The sequence below is a fragment of the Brevibacillus sp. IT-7CA2 genome, from assembly GCF_949767855.1.
GTDB lineage: Bacteria > Bacillota > Bacilli > Brevibacillales > Brevibacillaceae > Brevibacillus.
Map to the genome: position 1 here is coordinate 34,169 of NZ_CATKQT010000010.1, position 17,172 is coordinate 51,340.

15 protein-coding genes and 1 riboswitch are annotated in these 17,172 nt (G+C 48.7%); of the genes, 3 read left to right on the forward strand and 12 right to left on the reverse strand.

Going from position 1 to position 17,172, the window contains the following annotated elements; genetic code table 11:
• Positions 1-35: 35 nt before the first annotated feature.
• Positions 36-728: a sporulation membrane protein YtaF gene (gene ytaF, locus ACM6JA_RS06270; protein ID WP_414851624.1), complete on the reverse strand. Its 693-nt coding sequence runs from the start codon at positions 726-728 to the stop codon at positions 36-38.
• 166 nt (positions 729-894) lie between these two features.
• Here ytaF and ACM6JA_RS06275 point away from each other — a divergent pair, with 166 nt between their 5' ends.
• Positions 895-1,485, forward strand: coding sequence for a TetR/AcrR family transcriptional regulator (locus tag ACM6JA_RS06275; RefSeq protein WP_414851625.1), 591 nt, complete (start codon positions 895-897; stop codon positions 1,483-1,485).
• 19 nt (positions 1,486-1,504) lie between these two features.
• Entirely contained in the window at positions 1,505-2,134 is a 630-nt protein-coding gene (locus ACM6JA_RS06280; protein WP_414851626.1) for an HXXEE domain-containing protein, read from the forward strand.
• Positions 2,135-2,195: 61 nt separating this feature from the next.
• On the opposite strand, the gene ACM6JA_RS06285 is transcribed toward ACM6JA_RS06280, so the two are convergent.
• From ACM6JA_RS06285 to kdpF, 11 genes are all read right to left on the reverse strand, one after another.
• Positions 2,196-3,857: a DUF4179 domain-containing protein gene (locus tag ACM6JA_RS06285; protein ID WP_414851627.1), complete on the reverse strand. Its 1,662-nt coding sequence runs from the start codon at positions 3,855-3,857 to the stop codon at positions 2,196-2,198.
• Complete coding sequence (locus tag ACM6JA_RS06290) at positions 3,838-4,404, reverse strand: RNA polymerase sigma factor (protein ID WP_414851628.1); 567 nt, start codon at positions 4,402-4,404, stop codon at positions 3,838-3,840. Before ACM6JA_RS06290 ends, ACM6JA_RS06285 begins: the two co-directional genes overlap by 20 nt.
• Positions 4,405-4,593: 189 nt before the next feature.
• On the reverse strand, positions 4,594-6,222 hold the full coding sequence (locus tag ACM6JA_RS06295; protein ID WP_414851629.1) for a DUF4179 domain-containing protein: 1,629 nt from the start codon (positions 6,220-6,222) through the stop codon (positions 4,594-4,596).
• 3 nt (positions 6,223-6,225) lie between these two features.
• Entirely contained in the window at positions 6,226-6,792 is a 567-nt protein-coding gene (locus ACM6JA_RS06300) for an RNA polymerase sigma factor (RefSeq protein WP_414851630.1), read from the reverse strand.
• Positions 6,793-7,309: 517 nt separating this feature from the next.
• Positions 7,310-8,152: an arginase family protein gene (locus tag ACM6JA_RS06305; RefSeq protein ID WP_414851654.1), complete on the reverse strand. Its 843-nt coding sequence runs from the start codon at positions 8,150-8,152 to the stop codon at positions 7,310-7,312.
• A gap of 61 nt (positions 8,153-8,213) precedes the next feature.
• Positions 8,214-8,939: a hypothetical protein gene (locus tag ACM6JA_RS06310; protein ID WP_414851631.1), complete on the reverse strand. Its 726-nt coding sequence runs from the start codon at positions 8,937-8,939 to the stop codon at positions 8,214-8,216.
• 12 nt (positions 8,940-8,951) lie between these two features.
• On the reverse strand, positions 8,952-11,282 hold the full coding sequence (locus ACM6JA_RS06315) for a universal stress protein (RefSeq protein WP_414851632.1): 2,331 nt from the start codon (positions 11,280-11,282) through the stop codon (positions 8,952-8,954).
• Positions 11,283-11,303: 21 nt separating this feature from the next.
• A complete protein-coding gene (gene kdpC, locus ACM6JA_RS06320) occupies positions 11,304-11,867 on the reverse strand; it encodes a potassium-transporting ATPase subunit KdpC (protein ID WP_414851633.1) in 564 nt (187 codons plus the stop codon).
• 35 nt (positions 11,868-11,902) lie between these two features.
• Positions 11,903-13,942: a potassium-transporting ATPase subunit KdpB gene (kdpB, locus tag ACM6JA_RS06325; RefSeq protein WP_414851634.1), complete on the reverse strand. Its 2,040-nt coding sequence runs from the start codon at positions 13,940-13,942 to the stop codon at positions 11,903-11,905.
• A 74-nt stretch (positions 13,943-14,016) separates the two neighbouring features.
• Positions 14,017-15,690 carry a potassium-transporting ATPase subunit KdpA gene (kdpA, locus tag ACM6JA_RS06330; protein ID WP_414851635.1) on the reverse strand — a complete coding sequence of 558 codons (1,674 nt, stop codon included), beginning with the start codon at positions 15,688-15,690 and terminating at the stop codon, positions 14,017-14,019.
• 61 nt (positions 15,691-15,751) lie between these two features.
• Positions 15,752-15,829: a K(+)-transporting ATPase subunit F gene (gene kdpF / locus ACM6JA_RS06335; protein WP_081496885.1), complete on the reverse strand. Its 78-nt coding sequence runs from the start codon at positions 15,827-15,829 to the stop codon at positions 15,752-15,754.
• A 560-nt stretch (positions 15,830-16,389) separates the two neighbouring features.
• Positions 16,390-16,536, reverse strand: a riboswitch (cyclic di-AMP (ydaO/yuaA leader).
• Positions 16,537-16,777: 241 nt separating this feature from the next.
• On the opposite strand from kdpF, the gene ACM6JA_RS06340 reads away from it, so the two are divergent.
• Positions 16,778-17,146 carry a DUF2294 domain-containing protein gene (locus ACM6JA_RS06340; RefSeq protein WP_007728893.1) on the forward strand — a complete coding sequence of 123 codons (369 nt, stop codon included), beginning with the start codon at positions 16,778-16,780 and terminating at the stop codon, positions 17,144-17,146.
• The last annotated feature ends 26 nt before the right edge of the window (positions 17,147-17,172 follow it).

The following is a 17,172-nucleotide window of genomic DNA, read 5'->3' on the forward strand; positions in this document are numbered from 1 at the left end:
CATTTATCTGGACGGGTCTGTGGTTAGTTTGTCGGTTATTTCAAGCTTTTGGCTACACCAATGCAAATCAACAAAATCGGCGGCAGCCAGGTGAGTCGCGTCAACCAGCTAGCTTTTCCTGCGCGCCTGCCGAGGGCAATTCCTACCACAAGAAGCAAAGCACTCATCACTGCGATACAGAGAGCGACGAGCAGTGGCGAGTATCCCAAGAACGTAAGGCTGATGCCTGCGCCGAAAGCATCCAAAGACAGGGCAAGCCCCAACATGACGGCTTCCCAGCCCATAATATGCCCAGAACGGTCAGCATCGGCTTTGGACGGATCTTTTAAAATCTGGATCATGACACCAAAAATGCGGAACTGCGACAATAATACGATAGGCTCCTGCTCTTCCTGTTTTTCTGCGGCTACAACGGCGTTGCAACTCGCAGTGGTAGACTCCTGAGCCTCTGTCCCCGACCGTGTCGCAATGAGCCGCCACAGAGTAAACAAACCCATGAGGATCAAGACCGCGGCACCAATATACTTGCCGATCTCGGGGGTTAACCATTCGGTGAGGGATGAGCCTACGAGCATGACACCATATACAACAGCAAACGAACAACCGGAAACGACGACGAGCGACAAAAAGGGCATTCTCATGTTCCGTAAACCATACGTCAATCCTACACTGACACTGTCCATACTGATGGCCAGGGAAACGAGCAGGAGTGCGAGCCATCCGCTCATATGTGGTCACCTCTTTCCCATTGCCTATTAGGTATACGCGAAAAGCTCAGCTGATGTGCCAACGAATCATTGCCATCCCAGATAGAAAGTGATACCATTAAATTAAACAATGTTTAAAGCGTTGTTTAATAGAAACGTTTTGCTTCCAATAAAAAGGAGGTTGGTCATGTCACAGGTAGATAAAAACAGCGAAACGAAAGCGAAAATTTTGCAATCGACACTGGATTTGATCAAGATGGAGGGCTTCGAGAATGTGACGGTGCGGAAAATCGCAGCGGATTCCGGTACTAACGTAGCTTTGGTTAACTACTATTTCGGTTCCAAGGATAGGCTCATCAATGAAGCCCTCAGTGCTTTTCTAGGCAGCTTTACAACTACATTTGGTATCTTGGATAACACATCTCTGCTTCCCCAAGAACGACTCAAGCAGTTTTTAATGAGCTACGTGCAGATCATCCAGCAATATCCCGAGCTGGTTTCGCGAATCTTTTCGCTGGGTGGCGCTGTATTTACCTCGCAATATGAGTACGGCCAATTTCTCAAAAGCATCGGGTTTGTGAAAATTGAGGGAGTTTTGAAGGAAATTACCCACGAAGAAGACCATGAGGTTCTCATGATGATGATCATGCAGCTGTTTGGAGCGATTTTTCTGCCAGCCTTGCTCAAGTCGATATTGTCTACAGGCGCTGGCATCGAGGTCGCTTCGGTTGAACAACAGATTGATTTGTTATTCGCACGCTATTTTCATAAAAAATAGGAAATAGGGGGAGAGACAAATGGGCTTTTTGCGAAAATATTGGTCTGATCTCGGTTTGTTGGTGGCAGTAGGTGTGGGTCTGTATGTCATGCTGCAATGGGGCACCATTCTTGCTATTGAGCGGCTGTTGTGGCTGAGCTTCATCGCCATCCTTGTTCATCAGTATGAAGAGTATCGTTGGCCCGGATATTTTGCCGGCCTGTTTAACGGTTTGATTTTCAAAAGCAGCCATCCAGAGCGATACCCGCTGAATCCACAGTCTGCGATGATCATCAACCTCGTCATTGCCTATGTCTTTTATCTGGTTCCCCTCTTATTCCCGACGGTCATCTGGCTCGGTTTGGCACCAATTCTCATGGGCTTCTTCCAGTTTATCTGGCATGGAGTTTTTGCGAATCTAAAAGCGAAAACGCTCTACAATCCGGGTTTGTTCGCCGTTATCTTCTTCCACATCCCGATCGGGGTATGGTATATCCTGCACATCATCTCCACTGGCATGGTAACCACATCAGACTGGATCATTGGGACGGGCTACTTCATCGTTGCGGTGTACATTCTCATTGTGAAGGGGAATATGTGGCTAAAGGACGAAAGTTCCCGTTATACCTTTACTCGACAACAGTTGGGGCCTTACGTACACAAATCATAAAAAAACTAGCTCCTGTAAAGAAAAGGAAGAGGCCCCTGTCGGCCTCTTCCTTTTCTTTGTACTATTTGATATCAAAAGGTACTTCCCACTTAACGTCATGTTCCACCATATAGGTAGCGTAGGATACCGTGAGCTTTTTCAGTTCTTGCTTCAAGAGCGGAATCGAGATCTCACCTTTGATCTGTACCCGTCCGTCCTTGTCTCTGGTGCTTTCAGTACTCACTGACGCAGAGTAAGCCTTCCCATTTTCATCCTTTACAAACCAATCCTGGTTCTCGACTATGCCTTGTCCTAATGTACCCTCTATGGTCATTACGGCCTCACCTAGATCTTCGCCGTTACCTGGCTTCCATGCATAAGAAGAGAATGTAAAGGTACTGCCTGTTGACTCATCCTTGAAAGTCGCACCTTTCTTGTCTAGTTCTGTTGGAACCAGATCAAATTTAGGCGAAGCCAGTTTTTTCTCATAAATCTTCTGAAGCTCAATCTTTAATTTTTGTTCGCCCTTTATCGGGCTAAATGTATGCCACCAATTCAAAACATCGCCCTCTGGTCCTTCTTCCGCTTCTTCTTCTGTTCTCGGTGTCCGAAGAATATTCTTCTTTTTATTAAGCCCATCATCCAATGATTTCAAATCCCAAGCTGCTACCACTTCCCCTTTTTCATTGGTGATTTCGTACATCATATTCTCTCCCGAAAAAGCAGGATCTCGCTCTTTTTCTGTGATATGGCCCCCTCGCGGATTTTTCCGATCGTACAGGATCGACGTTCGTTCAACGTCCAAATAAGCTGATTTTGGAGAAATAGTATCCAGCATGATCCGTGTCGCGCTTGGGGAAAATTCGATATTTTTCAATTCAATCCCTAGACCTTGTGGCGATTGAAAAGCCGTATTCTGGAAGACAACCGTTTTCGTCGCTTCCTTGGCTTTCTTCATATCAATCGGAATTTCCAAAGACCATTTTCCTGTCTTACCTGCAATTTCTGTCTGTTCCAAATACAAGGTCAGTTGGTCGGGAGTAGCTTCAGGTGATTCGAAAATCTCGTTCAAATACCGCTCCGTGATGAAAAACGGTCCATAACTTTTCCAACCATTTCCTTTTTCTTCCAACCAATCTTTTCCGTTCGAATCAATCAGCTTCGCTTCCAGAAGATGATCCTCAATCTTTTTACCGCTCTCGTCGTACAAATCGTAGATAACGGCGATCCTCATCGAGTCTGCCAGAAGCTCTTTTGCTTCAACCGTAATTCCTTGATCCGTCGCCTTTTGCTCCAGCTTTTGGACAAGGCCTTTATGGACAGCGTTTTTCATCCCATTATCCGAGTTCTCTTCCATCTGGAACAAGCTGTTCACGTAGTTTGCAAACGTAGGTGATACAACCGTTCCTGTCACCACCAACGCCGTTAGTCCTGCTACTACCAATCCTGTCTTCTTCACAATATCCCAACCCCTTTGTCTTCTGGTTCGGGAGGAGCGCTTTTGCTTAGAACGTGGAGGAACTGCATCAGACAGCTTATCCATGACCTCATCTGTAAACGCATCGGGTACAGGAGCCTCCGGAATGGTGGAAAAATCCTCTTCCTGCATGCCTTCTACCCACTCTTGCAGTTGCTTCTGGCATTGTGGGCAATTTTCCACATGTTGCTCCAATCCTTTGCTCTCGGCAGGGGCCAGCTCATCGTTTACGTATAGCTTCAATTGATTAAACATGAAGCATTTCATAAATAGCTCCCCCTCCCATCGTTTTCTCTAGGCTGTCTTTCATCTTTTTGCGGGCGCGGAATAAACGCATCTGAACGGAGCTCTCCGAGAGAGACAGTTGCTCGCTGATTTCCCGATACGACAGACGATGGATGTAAAACAGGACGAATACTTCGCGATACTCCTCATCCAGCAGCATGATGCTGCGTTCCAGCTCGGTGTCCCGTTCCTTTTTCAACAAAGTCGTCTCAGGCGTGTATGGGTCAATTAGCTGCTCCTCATCGATTTCTACCTGCTCTGTCCGTTTGCGTTTTCGCATTTCATCGAAACAATGATTGCTCGCAATTCGATACAGCCATGAAGAAAACCTGTATTCAGGCCGATAGTCATGTAAACGATAAAAGGTTTTGATAAACACGTCTTGAGCCAAATCCTGTGCGTCTGGCATGTTGCCGATCATCCTGTACAAATAGCCAACAATCTTGCCCTTGTATTTGTCGACAATTTGTCTGTACTGCTCATGATCGCCAGCCAGGATTTGCTCGATTAATTCCTGATCGTCCGGCATTTTGCTACTCCTCCATCTATCACAGGTCAAGCCAGCGGGGAATGCTGCGCAGCTTCCGTTTTGGTTGATACATAAGCTAATACGGATTAAATGGAAAAACCTTTCTCTACTTTTAAAAAATTCTAGAATCAGTTATCCAAATAAAAAAGAAGAGGCTTCTGTCAGCCTCTTCCCCTGTCTGTCTTTCATCTATTTGATTTCAATCGGTACTTCCCAATTTACATCGTGCTCCACTGCATATTCCTTATAGGTTACCGAGAGATTTTTCGGTTGTTTTTCCATACGAAGAATTTCCAGCTTACCTTTGACGTGCACTCGTCCATCTTTGTCTCTGGTGCTATTTGTTTTCAAACGGGCCGGATAGCTCTGACCATTTTCATCCTTTACACTCCAAGAGCTGGCTTCGACTACACCTTTTCCCAATGTGCCTTCTACTGTCAAGACAGCCATACCTGGCTTATCGCCACTACCGGACTCCAATGAAAAGGAGGAAAACATAAAGGTACTGTCTGATTCATCTTTGAAGGTTGCTGCTTTCTTGCTTAGTTCTGTTGGAGCGAGATCGAATTTAGAAGAAGCTCGTTTTGTCTCATAAATTTTTTGGAGCTGAAGCTTTAACTTTTGTTCACCGTGTATTGGGCCAAACGTATGCCACCACTTCATCCCATAGTCGCCTAGCGACTTGCCGACCATTCCAGATAACGTAAGAACATTCTTCTCCTTCGAAATCCCCTCATCCAACAACGTCTTATCCCAAGCAGCTACGACATCGCCTTTTTCGTTTGTAATTTCGAACGCAATATCGTCTCCCGATAAAATGGGGTCATTGTATTTTTCCGTTATTTTCGTTTTCTCTCCTTCTAAAGTTACCTCTTCTCGTTCCCGTTCAACTTCTATATAAGCTGATTTTGCAAGTGTTGTCTCTAGCATGACACGGGTTGCACTAGGAGAAAATTCGATTTTTTCCAGTTCAATCTCCATGCCCAGTGGTGAATGAAAAGCTGTATCCTGGAAAACAACGGTTTTGGTCGCTTCCTTGGCTTTCTTCATGTCGATCGGAATTTCCAATGACCATTTTCCACTTTTCCCAGCGATTTCGGTCAGTTCTAATTTTAAGGTCAACTGATTTGGAGTAGCTTCGACGGATTCAAAGATAGTGTTTAAGGGTTGCTCTGCGATAAAATACTTTCCGTAAGCTCCCCAACTTGGCCCCTCTTCCTCCAACCAATTTTTCCCCGTTGAATCGATTAGATCCGCATCCAAGAAGTGATCGTTTTTACTGATTTGCTTGCCACTTTGGTCGTACAAATCATAGATAACCGCGATTCTCATCGAGTCAGCCATTACCTCTTTTGCTTCAAACGTAATCCCTTGATCGGTTACTTTTTTCTCCAGCTTTTGGACAAAACCTTTATCCACAGCATTTTTCATGCCATTATCCGCATCCTTCTCAATCTGGAACAAGCTATTCACATAATTCGCAAACGTTGGCGATACAACGGTTCCTGTTACCACCAATGCCGTAAGTCCTGCTACTACTATTCCTGTCTTCTTCACAATATCCCAACCCCTTTGTCTTCTGGTTAGGGAGGAGTGCTTCCGTGCCATACGTGCGGGAGCTGCTTCGAACAGTTTACTCATGACCTCGTCCGTAAACGTATCGGGTACAGGAACTTCCGGATAGGCGGAAATTTCCTCTTCCAGCATGTGATCTACCCACTCTTGCAGCTTTCTTTGACATTGTGGGCAGTATTCTGCGTGCTGCTCCAATCCTTTGCTTTCGGAAGGGAGAGCTCGCCATTGGCATATAGCTTCCATTGATTAAACATGAAGCATGTCATAAACATCTCCCCCTCCCATCGTTTTCGTCAGGCTTTTCTTCATCTCTTTACGAGCACGGAACAGTCGCATTTGAACAGCGCTCTGGGTAAGAGACAGTCGCTCCCTGATTTCCCGATAAGACAGACGCTGCAAGTAGTGCAGGACGAACACCTCGCGATACTCCTCATCTAGCAGCATGATACTACGTTCCAGCTGGGCGTCCCGTTCCTTTTTTAACAGGGCGGCTTCTGGTGTCACCGGATCAATGATCTGCTCTTCCACGATTGCGGTCTGCTCTGTCCTTTTGCGTCTTCGCATTTCATCGAGACAATGATTGCTCGCGATTCGATACAGCCATGAAGAAAACTTGTGCTCAGGCCGATAGTCTTTCAATTGGTAAAAGGTTTTGGTAAACACGTCTTGAGCCAAATCCTGTGCATCCGGCATGTTACCGATCATTTTGTACAAGTAGGTAACGATCTTGCCCTTGTACCTGTCGATAATCTGACTGTACAACTGATGATTGCCAGCTTGGATTTGCTCGATCAATTCCCGATCGTCCGGCATTTTTACTACTCCTCCATCTATCACCGATCAGCCAGTGGGGAATGCTGCGCAGCTTCCATTTTGGTTGATTCACAACTAATACGATTGGGCTGGGAAATCCTTTCTCCTTATTTTTAAAAAAACTTTTTTTCCTGTCAAAAGAGTGATTCAAGGCTTATAGCTTGGGGGTTGAGTCAACATAGTGGAGGAGAAGAAAAAGCACAGTTCTCTTCGACTCTGACACGCCAGCGTGGGGAATTGACTGTCCGTCTCCACTTTAAAAAGAGGACCGTCAAGCCAAAGCCACCCTACGGGCGGACGTTTCTCAGGGAAGAAGTGTTCGACAAGCGTGGTCCTCTTTTTAAAGTTCCGACTGGGTAGGCGTTGTCAAGGTCTGCGAGTCCTGTGCTTTTTCTTCTCACCAGCTTTGCTACCTCTTAAAACTAAGAAAGCCCCAAAAAAAGAGCTCGACAGCCTGAACGAAATCAGGACTGCCGAGCTCACTCGTTATCGAATTTATTTCATAGATGGAAGGGCTTTAAACACGTACAGATAGTGCCCGGGCGAGCAGCTCTGCCAGTCTCCGTGCATATTCGCCAGTTGTATCCCTCGCCCCTGAAAACTCTGTCACTTCCAGACTGGTCACCCGCGAATCTCGCAGAACAGTCGCAAGCAATGCCTCCGCTTCGGACAGCGACAATCCAATCTCACTTGGAGAATAAGCCGCTGGCATCGCGTCTTTGTGCATGATATCTACGTCGAAATGAACGAGGATTTTGGCATCAGGCGGGATCGATTGGAGCGTATGAGAAACTCGTTCCACAATGCTTTCTTCTGTGAGCTGAGCCAAGGTCATGACTTCTACGCCAAACGTCTCCGCAGGCATTTGCTGGCAGCCGACAAGTCGGATTCGCTCTGCATCCCAGCCACTTGGTTCGATCCATTGTCCGCGATCCTGAAGCAAAAACCACAATCCCATCCCTGCTGCCCCAATACAGCGAGAAGCCGATGGAACTACAGCATCGAGATGACCATCAATCACGAGCAGATACGCTTTTTCCTGATACCGAGCCTGATGAGCCTGTGCCGTTGCAACGACTAAGCTACAGTCTCCACCGAGCATCAAAACAAAGTCGTCTGTATCGAGCCACTCTTGCGCGTCCTTTTGCAGCAAATCCCAAAACATACGCGGAGCCGGCCAATTACGAACAGGTGGAATATTATGGCGAGGCAAATCATCGGGAAGATGCAGATTTCCTACATCTTGCACGCCCAAGCCAAACTGCTGCAATCGCTCAATCAATCCTGCGTTTCGCAAAGCATCTGGAGCAAGCTCTGTACCAGAGACGTACGCCCCTGTGAAATGCGGAATTCCAGCCACTTTCACGTCGATAAAAAGTCCCTCCCAAGGAATTCATGGTATGAATGTCCTTACAAGTATATCACGGCTTAGCTTGCAATAATTGGATGAGATCACTGACGGACGGTCGCAGCCAGCCATCTGGCAAAGATGCTTTCTCCCCTCGCAGCAATTGGCAAGCAAGTGCATTCGGATGAACGTCTGCACTTAAGAAATACACTTGGTTCACAGGCTGCGGGAGCGCGTCCATGACTTCCACATATTTGTTGACGTACACTTGCAGCGCATCGCGATAGGCTGGAGTTGTTAGCGCCGCGCCACACCACACGTCAATTCCGGTCAACGCCTTGGCATGAGCTGCATCCAAGCTTTTTGCGAGCGAGCATACAACGAACAACAGCTTCTCTGGCGCCAGCTTGAACCGTTTTTGATACTGCTTGGCAAAACGAGCAAGTGTCGCATTCCAGGACGGCGTATCGTAGCTGCCGAGATCAGGAATGCATTTGAGTGCCGCGACTAACTGTTCCTCCCTCTTTATAAACAAGAGACCGTCGATCACTTGAAACGAAAGCCCGGCCAACTGTCCTGACAAAAACTCACCCACCCGCTCATGCATGACGCGAGAGATTCGCTGTGAGGATTTGCGCTTTAGCTTTTGCCGTATGCGCACCTCTTCTTCCTCCAGGTAGACCCGTATCAGCCTGGAAAACAAATCTGCCTCCGTAGTTGGCTCTAGTATCAGGCACTCCAAACGGCTATAGGCGTCTGCCACGCTTTGGTCCCATTGCCCTTCTTTTTCTGTGCCCATCATTACCCTCCCTCACATCATCTCGGGTGCGTGATCGGCCACGACCAGCACATCCATGTGTCGAACCTCCCGCAATAAACGCTGAATGACCGAACCCTCGAGAATTTCCTTCCAGCGGGTTCGCGCCGACTGCCCGATGACGACCTGCGTCGTTCCTTTTTCGTTCATATGCCAAACCAGCTTGGTGAAAACCTTGCGTCTGGAAGGGGCTTCGTATCGTTCGAAACGACCTCCGAGCCGCTCTGTTAGTGCCTTCAGCTTCGCCAGCTGTGTCTCTTCCTCTTCTGTCAGCGACGGATGATCCTGCACGTAAGCTACATGCCAGGACGCCTTCAACCGATAGGCAATTCGAAACCCTCGGCGAATCAAACGTTCACTGTCTGCCCGCAAATTCACACAGACAAAAATGACTTCCTGCTGCCGCCAAGGCCCGCGCAGCGTTCGTCGCTCCCACGCCTCCAAGCGTTCGTCGACGTCGTCCGCCACTTCACGCAAGGCCAATTCTCTTAACGCGATCAAATTCCCTGTTTTGAAAAAGTTGGTCAGTGATTGCTCCACCTTTTCCATCGCGTAAATATTGCCCTCCCGCATCCGTTGACGCAGTGCTTTGGGTGAAATATCGATCAGCTCTACCTCATCTGCCTGATGCAGAATATGGTCCGGCACCGTCTCTCGCACACGGATTCCCGTGATTTGCTCGACGCTGTCGTTTAAGCTCTCGAGGTGCTGTATATTCATCGTGGATATGACGGAAATACCCGCAGCCAAAATCTTCTCGACATCGTGGTATCGCTTCTCATAGGCACTCCCTGGTACATTCGTATGTGCCAGCTCATCCACCAGTACGACCTCCGGATTTCGCCGGATAATTTCGTCCGTGTCCATTTCTTCCAGGGTCACGTTTTTGTACGGGATGCGCTTGCGCGGGATCAGAGGAAGTCCCCCTACCTGCTCAATGGTTTCTTTTCGTCCATGCGTTTCCAAAAGCCCAATCACCACGTCGATGCCATTTTCGGCGAGCTCGTTGCCTTCCCTCAGCATCGTGTACGTCTTGCCGACACCAGGTGCGGCTCCTACATATACTTTTAACGTCCCGCGCTTGATTTTCCCGATTTCCTGCTGCATCTCCTCATCGGAGAGTCGTCGGTACGGATTGGCCGTTACCGCCTGTTCTCGCTTGGTCGGCATGACGCGCTCACCGTCCCGCTCGGAACGATCCGCCACGATCAAGATATCGATATTTCTCGTTTGTCGAAGAATCTTATGGACGATGGAGCCGTACCATATCTCTTCCCAGCGCGTACGCTTGGACTGCCCCATGACGATTCGGGTCACATTATTCTCCATCGCATAAGCGACGAGCTCGTTTGCCACGTCCTTTTCACGTGCAAGCATCTGCTCTTCAAAGGTACCTCCGACTTTGTCCACGAGCTTTCCGATGGATCTCTTAAAAGTCGCTTCTTCCTTCGTCAGCTTCTTAGATAAAGGGAGAAAACAGACGACCAAAAGCTCTCCGCCGAGCCTCTTGGCAACCTGTTGTCCGCGACGAACCAATATTGAGCCGTTCCAATGATACTGGGCAGAAACCAGTACCTTCTCTGTGGCGCCTGAAGCCCCCACCATGCCGTGCTTCTCCCGATAATCCTCCAAATCCTCGTTTACGCCCGTAGCTACGAACCGAAGAGCGAGTTCTCGTAGCATATGCAGATTGTCTCTGCGAAACAATGGGTGTTTGGTTCGAGTCGGGTTGCGATCGTCTTCTTGCAGCCGTTTCAGAATGGCTTCTGGCGTGACGTCGAGCAATTTCACCTCGTCAGCCATGGCAAGCGTATCCTCAGGGACACACTGGTCAATCCGCACTTCTGCCTTCGTCAGTCGCTCCGCCATCTCTTTCATCCCGGCCAATTCGTAAATGTTGACCGTCGCAATCACACTAATATTGTGGTTTAGCAAGTACTGAACATCGTCGAGCCTGGTTGGACGAGGGGCATCTGGACGATTGCGATGAGCCAAACCGTCTACGAGCACGACTTCCGGATCTCGTTCGATAATGGCTGCAACGTCCAGATCATGTCTCGCTTCCCCGAGGGAATACCAGATGATTGGCTGGATTTGTTCCAAGCCCTCCCGCTTTTGCGCCAGCTTGGGATGAGTGGCCTCACCTGAGCCAGCTACGACCACATCAATCCCTTTTTTCTTAAGCGTCTGCCCTTCCATTAGCAGGTGATAGGTTTTCCCTGAACCACTGACTGCCCCCAGAATGATTTTCAGCCTGCCCCGGTGCATTCTGGAGATGGACTGCAAGATTTCATCCGGGGACTTTCGCCGAAACTGCTCTACCATCTCGCAGCCCTCCTTCTATCTTTACCTCTTCAATTCGTCCAAAGCCAAATTCAGCTTCACTACATTGACACGCGGCTCTCCGAATACACCCAAGCTTCTTCCCTCTGTATTCGCTTCAATCAGAGCCTGTAGTTGTGCCGGCTCGAGATTGCGCGCCTTGGCTACACGCTCTACTTGAATCTGGGCAGCCTTTGGAGAGATATGCGGGTCTAGACCGGAAGCGGAGTTAGTCAGCAAATCAGCCGGGATGTCTTCCTGCTTCACGCCAGGATTCGCTGCCAGAAATGCGGCGATATCCTTTTGCGTACGTTCGATCAGGGCCGGGTTGGATGGCGCGTAGTTATTCGAGCCAGAGCCTGACGCATTATTATCAATAGAAGAAATGCGTCCCCAGAAGTACTTCGGATCGGTGAAGGTCTGCCCAATCAGCTCGGAGCCAACCACCTTGCCACTCGCATCGGTGATGAGACTACCACTTGCTTGTGCAGGCATGACAACCTGTGCAACCCCTGTCATCGCCAGCGGGTAGGCAATACCGCAAATCAGCAGCAAAACGAGGCTGAGACGCAAATTTTTCAATATCATATCGGTTCACCTGAGCTTTCTTTTTTCAATATAAATTAAATCAAATTCAATCCGGTCAAAATCAAATCAATCAGCTTGATGCCCACGAACGGAACAATAATTCCTCCCAAGCCATAAATCACCAGGTTGCGGCTAAGCAGCTTTGTCGCGCTCATTGGCGTGTATTTTACACCTTTCATCGCCAACGGAATCAGGATCGGGATGATGATCGCATTGAAGATCAACGCGGACAAAATCGCACTTTGCGGTGTAGCAAGGCTCATGATGTTGAGCGCACTCATTTGTGGGATCGCCAGCATGAACATCGCAGGAATGATCGCGAAGTATTTTGCTACGTCATTGGCGATACTGAACGTCGTCAATGCACCGCGTGTCATCAAAAGCTGCTTGCCAATCGCCACGACCTCGATGATTTTGGTCGGGTCAGAATCCAGATCGACCATGTTCGCTGCTTCCTTCGCCGCTACTGTACCCGTATTCATCGCCAAACCAACATCGGCTTGTGCGAGAGCTGGCGCGTCATTCGTACCGTCACCTGTCATGGCGACCAGCTTGCCTGCCGCTTGTTCTTTGCGGATCAGCGCAATCTTATCTTCCGGCTTGGCTTCGGCTACGAAATCGTCCACACCTGCTTCGCGGGCAATCGTCGCTGCTGTGAGCGGGTTATCTCCCGTGCACATGACCGTACGAATTCCCATGCGGCGCAGCTCTTCAAAGCGTTCGCGCATCCCTGGCTTTACGGTATCTTTCAAGTAAATCAAACCGAGAATCGTATTGCCTTCTACTACAGCCAATGGCGTGCCGCCCGCCGTTGCAATCCGGTTTGCTTTTTCATCCAGATCAGTAGGGATGTTGCCCCCTTGCTCTATCACGTATTTTTTGATGGCGTCGACGGCCCCTTTGCGGATGAGGACGCCGCTTGTCAGATTCGTCCCGCTCATTCTTGTTTCAGCGCGGAACTCCACGCCTTCGGAACCGGGCAATTCGAGTTCAGCAGGTGCCAGACCTTGTTTTTTCGCCAGCTCTACAACAGAGCGTCCTTCCGGTGTTTCGTCATGGACCGAGCTTTGTGCAGCTACTCGGTTCAATTCCGTGCTCTTGCTGTTGCCTACGGTGACAAACTCGGCAGCCATCCGGTTACCATGCGTGATCGTTCCCGTTTTATCCAAAATAATGGTGTTGATGTCACCGGATGCCTCAACGGCTTTACCAGACATGGCGATGACGTTAAACTGTGTGACCCGGTCCATACCCGCAATCCCAATCGCTGACAAGAGTCCGCCAATGGTGGTTGGAATCAAGCAGACGAGCAAAGCAATCAGTGTCGCAACCGGAATGGCTGCATTTACATAGTTGGCTATCGGCTGCAAGGTCGTGCAGACGATCAGGAAAATCAACGTCAAGCTGACCAACAGCGTATTCAACGCGATTTCATTCGGAGTCTTCTGTCTCTTCGCACCTTCTACCAACGAAATCATGCGATCCAAAAACGATTCGCCGGGATCAGTCGTCACACGGACGCGGATGCGGTCACTGACTACACGCGTACCTCCTGTGACAGAGCTGAAATCGCCACCTGCTTCTTTAATGACCGGAGCAGATTCACCCGTAATTGCTGATTCGTCCACAGAGGCGACACCCTCGACGATTTCCCCGTCAGATGGAATCAGCTCGCCCGCTTCCACTATAACAAGATCGCCTTTTCGCAATTCTGTGGAACTGACAACCTGAATGCGACCATCTTTCCCCATTTTTTTTGCTTGCGTGTCCTGCTTCGTTTTTTTCAAGCTCTCTGCCTGTGCTTTGCCGCGACCTTCCGCCAAGGCTTCTGCGAAGTTGGCGAACAAAATCGTCACGAACAGGATAAAGCTGACGACCCCGTTGTAAAACGGGTCCGAAGCTCCCCCAAACAAATGGGGTACAAACGTCAGGAGAAGCGTAATGAAGAACCCGATCTCTACCACGAACATGACTGGATTTTTCATCATTACACGCGGGTCCAGTTTTTTGAAAGACTCGACAAAGGCCCTCTGGTACAAATCTTTAGGAAGCGCAACCGTGCGCGTTCTACTCATGGAAAATTACTCCTTTGCCTCTAGTATTCATTTTTCATTCGTTGTTCAAAAAGTCGGCTTTTGAACTTCCTCTTTTAACGGATCGTTAGCCACTCGGCGATTGGGCCGAGCGCAAGCACAGGCAGGAATGTCAGTGCGCCTACGATCACCACAGTCGCAATCAAAATCACGGTGAATACACTATTGTCTGTGCGCAGTGTACCCATCGTTTCCGGTACCGGCGTTTTTGCGAGCAAGGAGCCTGCTACCGCCAGCATCGTAATGATCGAGACGTATCGACCGAACAGCATGACGAGTCCGGTAGAAATGTTCCAGAATGGCGTGTTGTCGCCCAATCCTTCAAAACCAGAACCGTTGTTGGCTGCCGAAGAAGTGTACTCGTACAGCACTTGTGAAATACCGTGGAAACCTGGGTTCGACACTGCAGACGAACCCATTTCTGTCGCCAATGCAATAGCGGTTGGCGCCAAAATAATCAGGGGATGAACGAGAATCGCGATGGCGATCAGCTTCATCTCTTTTCCTTCGATCTTGCGGCCAAGGAATTCAGGCGTACGCCCTACCATCAAGCCCGCCAAGAATACAGCCAAAATCGCATACATCAAAATGTTAATCGTCCCGACGCCATCTCCGCCGAATACGCAGTTGAGCATCATTTCACCGAGCGGAACCAAGCCGCCAAGTGGAGTCAATGTATCGTGCATGTTGTTCACGGTTCCTGTTGTTGCCGCTGTTGTCACGGCAGTGAACAAGGCGCTTTGTGCGATACCAAAACGGACTTCTTTTCCTTCCATGCTGCCCATTTGTTGTGACAGGCCAGCCCGCTCCAGCGCCGGGTTGCCGCTTACTTCATTGGCATACGCCGTAATGAGGAACGCCAGGAACATCACGAACATCGCTCCAAAAATAACCCAGCCTTGCTTGCGGCTCTTCGCCATGAAGCCGAATGCGAATGGCAGTGCCGCTGGGATCAAGAACATCGACAAAATTTCGATCACGTTTGTTAGCGGTGTTGGGTTTTCAAATGGATGTGAAGAGTTTACCCCAAAGAATCCGCCTCCGTTTGTTCCCAAATGCTTAATCGATACGAGTGAAGCAACCGGACCGCGAGCTATTTGTTGCTCCGTTCCGCTAATGGTTGTCGCTGTTGCCGTCGGCTCCATCGTCTGCGGCACGCCTTGGGATACCAAGAGCAGTGTCACGACAATCGCCAGTGGAATCAACACCCGTGTGTGAGCACGCACCAAGTCTACGTAGTAGTTACCGATGCTGCGCTGTCCGGTCAGCCCTCGCATGAAGGCCATCACGACCGCGATCCCTGTCGCTGGCGTCGTAAACATCAGGTAAATAATGACCAGCATCTGCGATAGATACGACAATCCGCTCTCCCCGCTGTAATGCTGAAGATTCGTATTCGTCAAAAAGCTGACAGCCGTGTTAAAGGAAAGCAACGGCTCCATCGCTGCAATACCGCTTGGGTTTCCGGGCAGCATCCCTTGCAAACGAAGCAAGAGATACGCAATAGCTACCATTGAAATGTTGCTGACCAGAACAGCCATTGCGTACTGCTTCCAGGTCATATCTGCTACGCGAATGCCAGACAGCTTGTATATCGCTTTTTCCAACCCACCAAAAACACGGTCCAATCGGGTCGTCTCCAGCGAAAAGGAGCGTGCCAAATATTTTCCCATTGGTATGGCGAGCACGAAAAGCACCACCAAAACCAACGCTATTTGTATAAAGTCCACGACAGTTCCTCCTACTCCCTCTAAAAAATGGTTCCAAATAAACGAATGATTCGGGTAACCCCTAGTATTTTTCCGGGTAAATCAATGCGTGGCACAGGTACAACGCAAGCCCTGCCACAATCAGCAGCAACCAGATCATTTCTCTTTCCCTCCCTGTTCTCTTACCACGGCGTCACAAAACTTGATGAGTGCAAAAAATACACCGAATGAAAGCGCCAAGAGCAGTATGGAAACCACGTCCATGCAATGTCCCTCCTTTTTTGTCGTACTAACTATTCCGTGAAGTCTGGCCGACTCGTCTCTCTCGCTATCCCCTGTACAAGATTTCTTTTTTGAAGAAAACCTGCCATTTGGGATAAAAAATAGACCAATGCTTACGATTTCCCCGAAAGACCGCCGTATTTGACCGAGCTGAAGATGAACAGACGAACGAAGTCGCCCGCTTCCGCGGCAAATAAAACGATCCTTTGTATCGGAGAAAAAGTACTCATTGGTCTACCTAACGCCCAGCCGACTTGAAGTTGCCTTCTTTGCGTTTTGTCTCCCGTTTCCTTTTTCAAAAAAACAGCTATTTACTTGTAAGTAACAACGGTCATTGACCGTTTTTGAGCAAAACGAAAAGACCTGCATTACGTTTCGAGTCAACCTTTGTCGTCCCATAAGGATAACAAAAAGGCCTCCTCAAACAGGCGGTCTTTAGACCTCCCTCGCTTTAGCCGACGAAGTTAGCTGACGGGTAGGATGGCGAAAGAGTTTCTCATCCCTCCCACGATTCATTCGTGGGATTAACCCCTACTGATTGGGTCCTCCGTTCCCGAGTGCCTCGGGATTTGGCCATATTTGCAATTGTTGGTTACGAGTCTCATTATACGTCCGGCATAATCGGATGTTAATGTCCTATTTCAGTCTTTTTCACACGATTTCTGCATTCTTTATCCGTGTAAGCGATTTAAACCTATCAGGCCTTATCCGATCATGATATTTCATCGATTCTCTCGCGTTTTCACATTATCAGCCTATTTGTTTGACAGCCCCAAGACTGCTGAGTAATATTAGGCACAATGATAAATTATGGGAGGTATGGCGTTTGGCCATCTCTAACAAAAAAAAGCTGGAAGCCGAAATCAGCGAAGCATTCATAAAATTTCAGCGCGATCTGATTGGACGAGGTCCACAGGAAGCGAAGACCTACATCGTCGGTGATATGGTCATTGTCAGATTCAAGGGTGTTCTCACCGTCGAAGAAAAGCATCTGTCCAGTCACGATAAAGGTCGCCGCATCGTAAAAGAAATGCGCGAGGTTCTCCGTGAGATGTACAGTGAAGAATCAGAAGAAATCGTAGAAAAGCTGACAAGCTGCAAGGTACTATCGAGTCATAGCGACATCAGCACGAAAATGGGTGAACGAATCGAAGTTTATGTATTGGACAAGGACTTCGAAAAAATGTTGGGCTAATTTCACGAAAACAAGGCTCCGCCTCA